Source organism: Streptomyces sp. NPDC046862, assembly GCF_040704615.1.
Classification (GTDB): domain Bacteria; phylum Actinomycetota; class Actinomycetes; order Streptomycetales; family Streptomycetaceae; genus Streptomyces.
This window is the reverse complement of record NZ_JBEYXP010000003.1, coordinates 133,287-145,869: the sequence shown is the minus strand read 5'-3', so window position 1 is coordinate 145,869 and position 12,583 is coordinate 133,287. Positions and strand designations below refer to the sequence as shown.

General features: G+C 70.3%; 11 protein-coding genes. 5 read left to right on the top strand and 6 right to left on the bottom strand.

The genetic code is table 11. The features are described 5' to 3' along the window. Positions 1 to 11 precede the first annotated feature (11 nt). The 3 genes from AB0959_RS04200 to AB0959_RS04190 form a co-directional block, all read right to left on the bottom strand. Positions 12 to 776 (bottom strand): ABC transporter ATP-binding protein, encoded by a 765-nt coding sequence (locus tag AB0959_RS04200; protein ID WP_366824711.1) that lies wholly within the window; start codon positions 774 to 776, stop codon positions 12 to 14. Then, entirely contained in the window at positions 749 to 1,666 is a 918-nt protein-coding gene (locus AB0959_RS04195; protein ID WP_366824710.1) for an ABC transporter permease, read from the bottom strand. Before AB0959_RS04195 ends, AB0959_RS04200 begins: the two co-directional genes overlap by 28 nt. 166 nt (positions 1,667 to 1,832) lie before the next feature. Further along, entirely contained in the window at positions 1,833 to 1,916 is an 84-nt protein-coding gene (locus tag AB0959_RS04190) for a putative leader peptide (RefSeq protein ID WP_366824893.1), read from the bottom strand. 120 nt (positions 1,917 to 2,036) lie between these two features. Here AB0959_RS04190 and AB0959_RS04185 point away from each other — a divergent pair, with 120 nt between their 5' ends. The 3 genes from AB0959_RS04185 (at position 2,037) to AB0959_RS04175 (ending at position 4,680) form a co-directional block, all read left to right on the top strand. Further along, on the top strand, positions 2,037 to 2,459 hold the full coding sequence (locus tag AB0959_RS04185; RefSeq protein ID WP_366824709.1) for a secondary thiamine-phosphate synthase enzyme YjbQ: 423 nt from the start codon (positions 2,037 to 2,039) through the stop codon (positions 2,457 to 2,459). Positions 2,460 to 2,820: 361 nt separating this feature from the next. Then, positions 2,821 to 3,024 carry a cold-shock protein gene (locus tag AB0959_RS04180; RefSeq protein WP_062705208.1) on the top strand — a complete coding sequence of 68 codons (204 nt, stop codon included), beginning with the start codon at positions 2,821 to 2,823 and terminating at the stop codon, positions 3,022 to 3,024. A gap of 171 nt (positions 3,025 to 3,195) precedes the next feature. Beyond that, a complete protein-coding gene (locus AB0959_RS04175; RefSeq protein WP_366824708.1) occupies positions 3,196 to 4,680 on the top strand; it encodes a DEAD/DEAH box helicase in 1,485 nt (494 codons plus the stop codon). A 102-nt stretch (positions 4,681 to 4,782) separates the two neighbouring features. On the opposite strand, the gene AB0959_RS04170 is transcribed toward AB0959_RS04175, so the two are convergent. The 3 genes from AB0959_RS04170 to AB0959_RS04160 all read right to left on the bottom strand — a co-directional run bounded on the left by AB0959_RS04170 (position 4,783) and on the right by AB0959_RS04160 (position 8,825). After that, complete coding sequence (locus AB0959_RS04170; RefSeq protein WP_366824707.1) at positions 4,783 to 4,998, bottom strand: DUF4177 domain-containing protein; 216 nt, start codon at positions 4,996 to 4,998, stop codon at positions 4,783 to 4,785. Positions 4,999 to 5,161: 163 nt separating this feature from the next. Continuing rightward, on the bottom strand, positions 5,162 to 6,349 hold the full coding sequence (locus AB0959_RS04165) for a cytochrome P450 (RefSeq protein ID WP_366824706.1): 1,188 nt from the start codon (positions 6,347 to 6,349) through the stop codon (positions 5,162 to 5,164). Positions 6,350 to 6,866: 517 nt separating this feature from the next. Next, positions 6,867 to 8,825: a serine/threonine-protein kinase gene (locus tag AB0959_RS04160; RefSeq protein ID WP_366824705.1), complete on the bottom strand. Its 1,959-nt coding sequence runs from the start codon at positions 8,823 to 8,825 to the stop codon at positions 6,867 to 6,869. A 531-nt stretch (positions 8,826 to 9,356) separates the two neighbouring features. Here AB0959_RS04160 and AB0959_RS04155 point away from each other — a divergent pair. Together AB0959_RS04155 and AB0959_RS04150 are read left to right on the top strand one after the other, a co-directional pair. Beyond that, the gene (locus AB0959_RS04155; RefSeq protein ID WP_366824704.1) at positions 9,357 to 10,538 is read left to right on the top strand and encodes a hypothetical protein; all 1,182 of its coding nucleotides are present in this window, start codon (positions 9,357 to 9,359) and stop codon (positions 10,536 to 10,538) included. A 4-nt stretch (positions 10,539 to 10,542) separates the two neighbouring features. Beyond that, positions 10,543 to 12,561, top strand: coding sequence for a caspase family protein (locus tag AB0959_RS04150; protein WP_366824703.1), 2,019 nt, complete (start codon positions 10,543 to 10,545; stop codon positions 12,559 to 12,561). Positions 12,562 to 12,583: the final 22 nt, after the last annotated feature.

Sequence of the window (12,583 nt, the reverse complement as noted above, 5' to 3'; positions counted from 1 at the left end):
GGAAGGGGACTTCAGGCGGCCTCGGCCGCGGTGTCGACGCCGAGCCGGCTCAGCAACCGGCCGCGCAGTTCGGCGAAACCGGGATCGGCGATGTCGCGGGGACGCTCCAGCTCGACCGGGGTTTCGTAGGCGATGACACCCCCGTCCATCACCAGGACGCGGTCGGCGAGCAGGACGGCCTCCTCGACGTCGTGCGTGACGAGCAGCACCGCGCAGCCGCGCCGCTGCCACAACTCACCCACCAGGCGCTGGGCCTTGATCCGGGTGAGGGCGTCCAGCGCGCCGAACGGCTCGTCGAGCAGCAGGAGATCGGGCTCGCGGACCAGTGCGCGGGCCAGTGAGGCGCGCTGGGCCTCGCCGCCGGAGAGGGTCTTCGGCCAGGCGTTGGAGCGGTGGCTCAGGCCGACCTCCTCCAGGGCCCGGTCGGCGACGGCGCGTTCGGGCTTGCCCGGCAGACCGAGCAGCACGTTGCGCCACACCTTCTTCCACGGCATCAGCCGCGGTGACTGGAAGGCGACTGCCTTGCGGCGCGGTACGAGGACGGTGCCCTCGATATCGCGGTCGAGTCCCGCGAGGATGCGCAGGAGCGTCGACTTGCCGCAGCCGCTGCGTCCGAGGAGGGCCACGAACTCGCCCGGCTGGACGTCGAGTTGGAGCTGGTCGATGACGGCGCGGCCGTCGAAGGACCGGGTCAGGCCCTCGACGTGAACGGCGAGTGCCGCTCGGGGCGCCCCGGTCGCCTGGGGGCTCACCGGCCCGTGAACGTCGGTCGCCATTGCAGCAACAGCCTTTCGAGGGAGCGGACGATGAAGTCGGCGGTCAGGCCGAGGAAGGCGTAGACGATCAGGCAGACCACGATCACGTCGGTGCGCAGGAAGTCGCGCGCCTGCACCATGAGGAAGCCGAGTCCGGCGTCCGCGTTGACCTGCTCGGCGAACACGAGCGCGAGCCAGGCGATGCCGAGGGAATACCGCAGACCGGTCATGGCGCCCGGCAGCGCGCCCGGCAGGACGACATGCCGTACGAGCCCCCGGCGCGACAGCCCGAGGGACTCCCCGGCCTCGATCAGCTGGGCGTCGACGCCGCGGATACCGGCGTACACGTTCAGGTACAGCGGGAACGTCACTCCGAGGGTGATGATCGCCACCTTCGGGGCCTCGCCGATGCCGAACCAGATGATGAGCAGCGGGATGAGACCCACGAACGGCACGGTCCGCAGCATCTGGACGGGAGCGTCGACGAGGTCCTCGCCGATCCGGAAGAGGCCGGAGACAAGGGCGAGCGCGGTACCGACGACGACGCCGAACAACACCCCGAGCGCGACCCGCCGCAGCGAGGTGCCCATGGCAGCCGGAAGCGAACCGTCGGAGATCAGATCACCCGCGACCTGTGCGATCCGCCCGGGCGAGGCGAGCACATCGGCCGTCAGCACGCCTGTGCCGCTGAGGAGTTGCCACAGCGCGAGCAGGAGGACGGGGCCCGCGGTGCGACGCAGCCAGCGGGGGACGCGGGTGCGTCGGGTGGAGCTGGGGACGATGGGTTCAAGGTCGGGGGCACCGCGCTCGGCGGGGTCCGCGGCCCGGGCCTCGGCGGACTCGGGGTTCGCCTTGCGTATACCCGAAATATCGGATTCGGGCGACCCGGGCGGGGCATGGCTGATGCTCATGGATGCTCCACGGGGAGGGGGAACTGGTGGGGGGACCGGTGGTGGGGGGAGCGCACTCCGGCGGCGCCGCGCCGGACGCGGATTAGCGGCAGTCGACCGCTGTCAGGCGTGCGGGTAGGACGACGCGCGGACGCGAAGAAAAGAAGAGAGGGGGGGGAGAAAGGCGTCAGCGGCCGCGACGACACGCGGCGGAGGCCACCCGCAGCAGGTCGATGTGACCGCGCGAAGTGAGCATGACTGGACGCAACATGTACCCGAACGTAACCAGGCGGCCCTGTACGGTCAATGGCGTCTCGCGGAGTGGACCCTGGTTTCACGGGACGGACCGTCGCTCCCTCGTGCGGCCGGGCGGGTGAGTGAGGATGGAGGCATGTCCGATGCCTTCACCACACGAGTCCTGAACATCGCCTCCGGCTCCCGGGAGACGGTCGTCGACCTCACCCACGAGTGCGAACAGTTCCTGCGGGACGTGGCCGCCGGACGGGGTGGCCTCCTCAATGTCTTCGTCCCGCACGCGACTGCCGGAGTGGCCCTGATCGAGACGGGCGCCGGCAGCGACGACGACCTGCTCGCCGCGCTCCACTCCCTCCTCCCCGCGGACGACCGCTGGCAACACCGCCACGGCAGCCCCGGCCACGGCCGCGACCACGTCCTCCCGGCCTTCGTGGCCCCCCACGCCACACTGCCGGTCGTCGACGGACGACTGGAGCTCGGCACGTGGCAGTCGGTGTGCCTCGTCGACACCAACCGCGACAACTCGAACAGGGAGGTCCGCCTGTCGTTCCTGGGGTGAGGCGGCCATTGTGGCGACCAGAGGCCTACTCGGAGGGATTCCGGGCCTCTGTTTCGCGGAGGTGAATCGGGATTGAAAGTTCACCTTCCGCATGTTTTCGAGTTGGCGCCGACCGGGCGGTACTGATCCGGCGCCCTCGATGCCGAGGCCGTAGGCCACCGGTGAGAGTAGTGCCTATGTGCTTACCGTGCTAAACTTGCGGGCAGTTGCAGTTGTGGTTCCCGAAACTTCAAGTGCCTCGGCGGCTGGATGTCGTCGGGCATTTTCGTATCTCCGGTGCTTATCCGGACGGGGTTCATTGTGGCAACGCAGGGGTTCACAAGGTGTGGGCCCCCGGGCACTGGCCCCAAGGGGATGTGACATGGCTACTGGCACCGTCAAGTGGTTCAACGCGGAAAAGGGCTTCGGTTTCATCGAGCAGGACGGCGGCGGCCCGGACGTCTTCGCCCACTACTCGAACATCGCCGCCCAGGGTTTTCGTGAGCTCCAGGAAGGTCAGAAGGTGAACTTCGACGTCACGCAGGGCCAGAAGGGTCCGCAGGCGGAGAACATCACTCCTGCCTGACGTCGCAGCGTATGAGGTAGCTGGGGCCCCGCACCTTGCGGGGCCCCAGCTTACTGTTTCTTTGTGTTTCGCTGGAATTCGTTTGGTCTCGTATTCGGCTCGTTCTTGCAATTCGTCCGGCTCGTTCCTGTCGGGAATTCCTCGATGCGCGCCCGTCGAGGAAGGTTCTCCATGAGCCGTTCGGCTCGCACGAATAACCGTTTCCGCCCGCAGGGTCAGGGGCGCCCCGGCGCCGGTCCAGGCGGCACCGGGCGCCGTCCCTCCACGCCACAGGCGGAGTTCACGCTGCCGGTCAACGTCACCCCGGCCTTGCCCGCGGCCGCCACCTTCGGTGAACTGGACATGCCGGTCGAGTTGCTGAAGATGCTCACCAGTCTCGGCTTGAACGAGCCGTTCCCGATCCAGGCCGCCACGTTGCCGAACTCCCTCGCAGGGCGGGACGTCCTGGGCCGCGCGCGCACCGGATCGGGAAAGACGCTCGCCTTCGGCCTTGCGCTCCTCGTGCGCACGAGCGGGCAGCGCGCCGAGGCGCGGAAGCCGCTGGCCCTGATCCTCGTCCCCACGCGTGAGCTGGCCCAGCAGGTCACCGATGTGCTCGCCCCGTACGCCCGGTTGCTGAAACTGCGGCTGGCCACCGTGGTCGGCGGCATGTCGATCGGCAGGCAGGCCGCTGCGCTCCGGGCCGGGGCCGAGGTGGTCGTCGCGACCCCTGGCCGCCTCGCAGATCTCATCGAGCGCAAAGACTGCCGCCTGGACCGGGTGAACGTCACCGTTCTGGACGAGGCCGACCAGATGGCGGACATGGGGTTCATGCCGCAGGTCACCGAACTGCTGGACCAGGTACGTCCCGACGGCCAGCGCATGCTGTTCTCGGCCACGCTGGACCGCAACATCGACCTCCTGGTCCGTCGTTACCTCCATGACCCGGTAGTCCATTCGGTCGACCCGTCGGCGGGTGCGGTCACCACGATGGAGCATCACGTGCTGCAGGTGCACGGCGCCGACAAGTACGCCACCGCCACCGAAATCGCTGCCCGCGACGGGCGCGTGCTCATGTTCCTGGACACCAAGCACGCTGTCGACCAGTTCACCAAGCACCTGCTGAGCAGCGGCGTGAAGGCAGCGGCGCTGCACGGTGGCAAGTCACAGCCCCAGCGCACTCGCACCCTGGCACAGTTCAAGACCGGCGACGTCACGGCGCTGGTGGCCACCAACGTCGCGGCTCGGGGCATTCACGTCGACGACCTCGATCTCGTCGTCAACGTCGACCCGCCCAACGACCACAAGGACTACCTGCACCGCGGAGGCCGAACTGCCCGCGCCGGCGAGTCCGGCAGTGTCGTCACGCTGGTCCTCCCAGGCCAGCGCCGGGACATGGCCCGTCTCATGTCCGACGCGGGCATCAGGCCGCAGATCACGCAGGTCCGCTCCGGCGAGGCCGAACTGAGCCGCATCACCGGCGCCCAGGCTCCCTCCGGTGTGCCCGTCGGCGGCAGCGGGCCGGTCGCGGAGCGCCCGAAGCGCGGCGGGGCCCCTTTCCGCGGTCTGGGCACCCGCCCGGGGCGGGCCGGCGGCGGTGGCGAGTCCCGCCGGTCTGCTGAGGCCCGCCAGATCGCCGAGGCCCGCAAGGCCGCCCGGGTCCGTCGTGGGGCATAGGTCGCCAACGGTGCCTCGTACGCCGTGTGCGTGACTCAGGCCGGCTTGCGCCACACGGAGATGCGCTTCACGGAGTCCTGGGTGAACGGCGCCCCGTCCCGGTCAGCGGCGCGGACGCTCCAGAGTGAGCAGCAGGCCCTCGACCGCACCGGGCCCTATACGGCCCTTGACGTCGGCGGACGTGATCGCCTTGAGGGTCCAGCCGTCCTCGGCGTGTTTGTTCAGAACCTTCTCCAGCTTGTCGCTGTCCAGGGCGTCTCCGATCAGTGACTCGCGGAAGGTGACGACCTTGTACTCGACTGCGTAGGCGTTGCTCACGGCTGGGGCCTTCCCGTGGGTGGACCGGCTGAACAGAACCGGGGACAGCCAATCACCATTCGGTGTTGCCCCACACGGCGGGGTGGGGTCATGGCATCGAGGGAGGGGGCGAGGAGCGCTGCAACGCGGTGACCACGGCGCGCGCTCGCCGGCCGGGCACGCGTCAGCGCCGCGCCGGCACGTCCCAGCGGACGCGCAGAGCCGGGGGCTTCCGGAAGACCAGGCCTCTGGGCGCGGTGGGCGAGGCCGGGTCGAGCCGCAGGCCGGGGAGACGGTCGAGGAGTGCGAGGAGGCAGGCGCGGGTTTCCAGGCGGGCCAGGTGGGCGCCCAGACAGAAGTGCGGGCCGTGCGCGAAGGCCAGCTGGAGGCGGGAGTTGTCCCGTCGCAGGTCGAAACCGTCGGGGTCCTGGAAGATCTCGGGGTCGCGGTTCGCCCCGGCGAGCGAGACGACCACCAGATCACCGCGCCGCACGTCGGCCTCGCCGATCGTCACGTCGGCGGTTGCGTAGCGGTCCACGACCGCCGCGGCGGGTTCCAGGCGGAGCGATTCCTCGATCGCCGCGTCGACCAGATCCGGATCGGCACGCACGAGGGCGAGTTGACCAGGGTGTGCAAGCAAGTGGTGTACGACGTTGGCGATCATGCCCTCGGTGGTCTCGATACCGCCGAACATCAGCACGGCGGCGTTGGCGACCACCTCCGGCAGCTTCAGGCGCTTGCTCTCGGCCACCGCGACCAGCAGCGACGCGTCGCCTCCTGCCGCGACCGTCGCCTCGACGCTTTCTCGCAGCTCCTCGAACGCCGCCGCTCCGGCGGGGTTCGCCGGCAGCCCGGCGGTGATGTCGGAGACCGCGCTCACGATGGAGTCGTACCAGGACAGAACCGCGCCGGCGTCCGCGCCCACCAAGCCCAGCGACTCGGCAACGACGGCCACGGCCAGAGGCCCGGCCACCTCCCGGCGCAGTTCGGCGCTGCCACGCGGCCGGATGCCTTCCACGAGCCGGGCGGCTTCCTGTTCCACGAACCCGGTGAACCGGTCGTGTACGTCTTGCGTGCGGAACGGGTCGGTGAAGGGGGCGCGGTGCCGCCTGTGCTCGGTGCCCTCCACGGAGAGCATGCTCGGACCGACCACCTGGGCGGTGGAGAAGCGGGGGTCGTCCACGGTGAAGGTCGCCGCGTCGCGCATCACGCGCAGTGCGAGATCACGCCGGGTCACCAGCCAGCCGCCCAGCACGGGGAGCCACGAAACCGGTTCGCGGGCGCGCAGCAGGGCCAGTCGGGGGTGAGGGTTCTCCTCCAGTTCCGCGAGCGTGGTCGCGGAGCCGAGCGGAAACCGGCGCGCTGTCCCCATAGAAGTCACCTCTGTTCCTGGAATTCTGTCCTCCCCGGAGCCCACTAGGTCCTGGGCGGCGAATTCAACGCCTGCCGGCGGGCTGGCGGAGGGTTCGCCGTGCGGGCACGTATATCAGCGCAAGGCCTGTCCACGTCCGGAGAGAGCCCGTCGTGACCGCGCCGATCCGGGTACTGGTCACTGGCCGGGCTCCATCTGCTCCACCTGGTGGCGGATGTCGGACGCCCTCGATCAGCGACGAGCGATCGCGAACTCGGCCCGCCGGCAGGCCATGGCGACCCTCGCGAGCAGGAGCCCGAGCGGTCCCGGTGACGGCGTCCGGCCGACGCCTCGATGCTGTCGGCCGCATCGAGCGTCTGGTCGCCCCGGTGGTGCAGATCGGTTCGCCCATCGGCACCGTGACAGGCGACTGGCCCGGTCACCCTCACGGATGACCGGGCCGGCGGGCGGCGACCCGGTCCATCGGCAGGAGCACCTCGCTCCTCACTCACGCTCGATTCCATCGGCCGGCGGCTCCTCAGCCCCGCGTATACGTGAGCCGCTGGCCGCCTGCCAGCTCACGCACGAGTGCGTCGCCCTCGGGGCGTACCGTGGAGGAGCCTCCGTGGCGGCAGAGGCCGGAGGACTTGGCCCGGTCGACCGCGGGCGGTGCGAACCGTACGGGAGTGTCCGCGTCCCCTGCGGAGACCAGGTTCATGCCGGCCTCGCAGTGCTCGCCGGCGCCGTCCGAGACCAACGCGGCGGCAGGGCTTCCCACTGCCTTCTGCTCTATGGTCATCCGCTGAGTACCACCGTTGGCCAGGGGCCGCTGCCAGGTGCCGAGCAGCTCTTCGGGGAGCTTCTCCGGTCCTTCGATCCTGTGCAGTTCGGCGGCACGCCCCGCCGCTTCCCAGCGGAGGGAGCCACCATCGGTCCGGGAGAGGGCATGCTCGCCGAGGGCCGAGCAGGTGCCCGCCGGGACGCTGCTGACGACCTTGGTGTCGAGCCGCAGTGACGTACCGCCATCGGACGGCTTGGCAGCGAGTTTGCCGTCGCTCTTGCACTCATAGGTCTTGCCGAGGCTGATGCTGGTGGCGACGACCTCGCCCAACTGCCCAGGCGAGACGGTGAACCGGCGGTACTGACCGGTGGGCTTCCCGTCCCGCTCGACCTCACCCGCCCAGACGCCCACGAATTCCTTGGGCACATCGGATGTCAGGCCGTCGTTGTGATCGGAGTCGGATTCCGAGCCCCCGTAGGGCAGCGGCAGACCGGCGGCCGACGCGGCGAACGCGGCTCCTGCCACCAGAGCGGCGGCCACCAGTGCGATCGCGGCCCGCCGGCTCTTGCCCGTTGGGCGAGGGCGCGGCGACGGAGTCGGCTCCGCGGGCCTGAGGTCCGGCTTCGGCACGACCAGGGTCCCCCACTCCGAACGTTGCGACGCAGGAGGTTCCTCCCAGGTCACGGGGAAAGCGGCGGGGGAAGGCGCGGGCGTGGCCGGTGCGGGTGACGATGCGGGGGCGGCAGGTGTCGACGCTGCCGTTGCACTCGTATGAGGCGGCGTATCCGTGTCGAGCAACTGGACGGCGCTCCGGCCCAGTTCGGCGATGATCTGGGCAGGCAGCCACGGCGGCGACGAACTGCCGGTCGCCACCGGTCGCACCCGTGCGACCACCTCCTCCGGAGTCGGCCTGGCCGCCGGATCCTTGGCGAGGCAGTCGGCGATCAGTCCCCGCATCGGCTCCTCGATGCCCGTCAGGTCCGGCTGCTCCTGCGCGATGCGGAACATCACGGCGTGAACACTGCCGGACCCGCCGCCGCCGAACGGCGTCTGCCCGGTCGCCGCGTACGCCAGCACCGCACCCATGCAGAAGACATCGGCGGCCGGGCCCACCGGCCTGTCCCTGAGCTGCTCGGGTGACATGAAGCCGGGCGAGCCGACCAGCATGCCCGAGCTGGTCAGGGTCGACCCGGGCGCCGCGTCCAGCACCCGCGCGATACCGAAGTCGATGACCCGAGGGCCGTCGATGGTGATCAGGACATTGGAGGGCTTGAGGTCCCGGTGGACCAGTCCCGCGCCGTGAATGTCCAGCAGAGCGCAGGCGAGTCCATGGGCGAGGGTACGTACCGACAGGGCGGGCAGCGGGCCGTACCCGTGGGGCGAGACGATGTGTTCGAGCGAGGGCCCTGCTATGTAGCCGGTGGCCACCCACGGCGTTTCGGCTTCGGTGTCAGCGTCGAGGACCGGCGCCGTCCAGCGGTCGCTCACCCTGCGCGCCGCCTCCACCTCCAGCCGGAAGCGCTCGCGGAACTCGGGTTCGGCGGCCCGCTCCGGCTTGATGAACTTGACCGCGACCGTGCGCCCGCCCTCCGAACGCGCCAGACAGACCCGACCCATGCCGCCCGTGCCGAGGGTTCTGAGCAGCCGGTACCGGCCGATTCTGTCACCAACTCCACTGGAGATCGCGTCGAAGTCGCCTGTCGACGGCTTCGTCATCTGGTTGTCTCCCCTCGGTCGGCGCTCTGCCCCACTCTCCGCCACGAAGGTCACGAGTCGGCTGCCTATGAGCTTCCGTTTGACGTGAACAGACGCTACCTGGCTTCGAGTTGCCGGACGCGCACCCTTCGCGGGCCTCCACGGCCTGCGCGCGTGATCCGCACGTCGATGTGGTTGCCCCACGACGATCGCCGGAGGCCGGCTCCTCCTCTCCTGTGCCCAGCCGACCCCTGCGGCTCAGCTTTCTCGGCTGACGCGCATGAGGGAAGCTTGGCGCGCAGGTGTATTCGCGATATGCCCGCCGCCCGAATACTCCTTGTCCCGGGCTCAGTAACGAGCCGACCGGCGCGTCCGATGTCCACCTGTTTCTGATCGCTGACAGGTCGATTGTTTTCCGAATTGCCCATTCCTGCTGTGTCGCGGGTGAATTCGCCGAGCGCAGGTCAAAAGGAACGTGTGTCGCGCTACGGTTGGCGTCCGCCACGGTGCTCTTCGCCGTGGCTCGGGGGCAGGGCACGGGGGGCAAGGACAATGGCGACGATTCTGTTTGTCCACGGAACAGGCGTTCGGTCGAAGCGGGAGCGGGAAGCGTTCGACCGTATCGGGGACGGTTTTCGCGATGCGCTGACGGACGCGGTGGTGGAGACGTGTTCCTGGGGGGACGTGCTCGGCGTCGCATCAACGCGGAAGTCCGAAGAGGAAGACGCGGCAGGGGAGTTGTGGTCCCCGGACGAGTCGGGGGCGACCTGGTCGAACGCGGAACGGGCCGTATGGGCCCGGTTGTACGACGATCCGCTGTTCGAAATTCGTCCGGCCGTTCTGGCGGCGCCCGGTGCCGCGTCCTCCGTCTCGCCGAGAGCCCTGGATCTCCTGAGATCGCGCATGCGGAAACTCCCCGACGAACCGGTGATCCAGCAACTGGCTCCCTCCGGGGAACTCGGCGACCACGTGCGCGAAGCCGTGACGGAGGTGCTGCGGAACGAGGAATTCACGGCCGCGCTCCCTTTTCTCGCGGCCCGGGCATCGCACGACCTCGTCGCCCGTTGCCTGACCGCCGTGCACATCAGGCTTCGGGAGAACGACGGCGGCACGGTGCTCGTGTCCGCGGCGGAACGCGACGCGCTGTGGCGTGCCATCGAGAAGTGCCTGGGATCGGCACCCCTGGGCCTGGGCGACAGGACCCGGGCCGTCGCCTGGTCGACGGCCCAGCACATGGCCCGACCGGTCGTCCGGCGCCACCGCGAGCGAATCCTCACCCGGGCCACGCCCGCCCTCGGTGACATCCTGCTCTACCAGTCCCGCGGCAAGCCCCTGCGGACCTTCCTGGCCGAGCGGGTCAGGGAGCTCCCCGGACCCGTGGTCCTGCTCGGGCACAGCCTCGGGGGAGTGGCGTGCTTCGAGACCCTGGTGGCTCACGACCTGCCCGACGTACGGCTCCTGGTCACCGTCGGCAGCCAGGTGCCGTACCTCTACGGCCTGGACGCGCTGGCCACCCACCGCCTCGGCGCGCCCCTGCCGGAGCACTTCCGGGCCCGCTGGGTGAACGTGGTCGACCAGGAGGACCTCCTGGCCTTCCCCGCCGAGGACCACTTCGCGGGGCGGGTCACGGACGTCGAGGTCGACACCCGGGAGCCCTTCCCTCGGGCCCACGGCTCCTACTGGACCACCCCGCAGGTGTTCGAGGCCGTCCGCGCGGCCGTCGAGGAGGCTTGAGCACATGGCGGTACGCGCTCTGGTGGTGTGCCCGGAGACGTACGAGGGCTCGCCGCTGCGGGAACTGCCCGGCTCGGCGGCCGCCGGCGCCCGCTTCGCCTCCTGGCTGGTGAACCATGTCGGGGAGCCCTGCTCCGTCACCGTCCTGACCAACGCCGACCGGATCCACGAGGAGTTCAGGGCCGGCACGGTGAACCGGGCGCGGGCCGAACTCGCCTCGCTGCTGGACTTCTTCGTCCGCCAGGGCCCCCTGGACGAACTGGGGGAGGACGACGCCTTCGTCCTCTACTGGCTCGGCCATGGCACGATCGGCAGGGAAACCGGCCGGCACCGCCTGTACCTGTCCCAGGGCGCTTTCATGGAACTGGAGGACATGCAGGCCCGCGTGGCCGGCCCGGGCAGACCCAGACGCCTGCTGTTCGTGATCGACGCCTGCCGGGAAGGCGACTCGGCACCCGCGGGTGACACCGGCGCCCAGACGCTCGTCACCGCCGCCGGTGTCGTACAGCACCCGGACTGGGACGGGCTCGTGCTGTACGGCGCCCGCCACGGCGAGCAGGCGCTCTTCGACGAGCAGGGCGGAGTCTTCACCCGTCGGCTGATCGAGGCTCTGAAGCCGCTGCCGCGCCGCGACCGGCTGGAACTCGACACGATCGAGGAGGCCGCCGTCGCCCTGGAAGAGCGCTTCCAGACGGCCTACGAGCAGGCGGATCCCGACTACGGCCAGATACCCACCCACTACTGGATCTCCCACCGCGGCCGGGTCCTCGTGGACAAGGACTTCCTGCCCGGCGCGGCGGTCACCCCGCGCCAGGCCGAACGGCTGCGCGCGCTCCTGAGCGGGGCCGGTCTGACCTCGCAGGAGGAGGGCGAGGTGTGGGACTGGCTGCACGCCTTCGGGCCCCGCGTGCCCGACGACGACCTGACCCTGCCGGACATGGCCGTACGGGTGACACGACTGCCGCACCGCGCGGACGGCAGCCACTGCATCACCGATCTCTGCGCGGTCCTGACCCGGGTCGAACGCCTGCGGGACGAGATCCACGACTGGTACGGCTCCTGGGCCCCCGCCAAGGGTCTGGCCCCGCTGCCGCGGGAAGCGGCACACCACGCACCACCCCGGTCCCGGGCCCACCTGGTCATCGATCTGGAACGGCTGGACGACATCACCCAGGGAGGCGACGCGGCCGAACCCGCCGCGAACCTCCCGGAGCCGACCTACCGCGCCCAGGCGTGGTTCTACACCGGGCACAAACGCCGGCGGATCGAGGTCCCGGAAAGGAGCTGGCACAAGGGCGAGTTCGCCACGCTCGTCGAGCAGATATACGACGGAGCCCACTCCAAGGTCCGCTCCGCACTGCACGGAGCCTGGGTGGAGTTCATCGTCGACCGGGACCTGTTCGGCCACCGCTTCGACACGATGCCGCGCTTCACCGTGCCGAGCGGGAAGGCGCCGCTGCTGGGGGACAACGCCCCGGTGGTGCTGCGCGACCGCTGGCGGCACCGCAGGGGCCCGCAGACACTGAGCTGGGAACGCCGCGGCGCGCTGCTGGACTCCGTCCCCGCGGCGCGACTGCAGTGGGGGGACTGCGCCGTTGTGTGCGCACCCGGAGGAGAGCGGCACGCGGGGCAGGCCCGCGCGGTGGAACACGCCTTCACCGCGAACGCGGCGACCGACGTGTGCGCCGGCATCGTGCTCTCCGGCCCCCTGGACGACGGCGCGTCCTTCGACATGGTCGGCACGGCCCTCAACCACGGCGCGGTACTGGCCGTCTGGCCTGCCCGGTCCACGGCGGGCAGCTGTGTGCGCGGCGGTGACGGCGGTGCGCTCTGCGACGGCGCGCTGATACGGGAGAGCCTGATCCGCCAGCTCGAGGGCCGTCCCCTGGAGGACGTGCCCGAGATCGTCTTCGACCTGCGCTGCAAAGGGGGCGACGAGGCCGAGGTGTTCCGGGACATGGTCGTGCTTTTCGACGACCCGCGTCGTTCTCCTTTGGTCCGGACCGCGGTGGCCATGCCGTGACCCGGGCTCCGGGCCCGGCGAA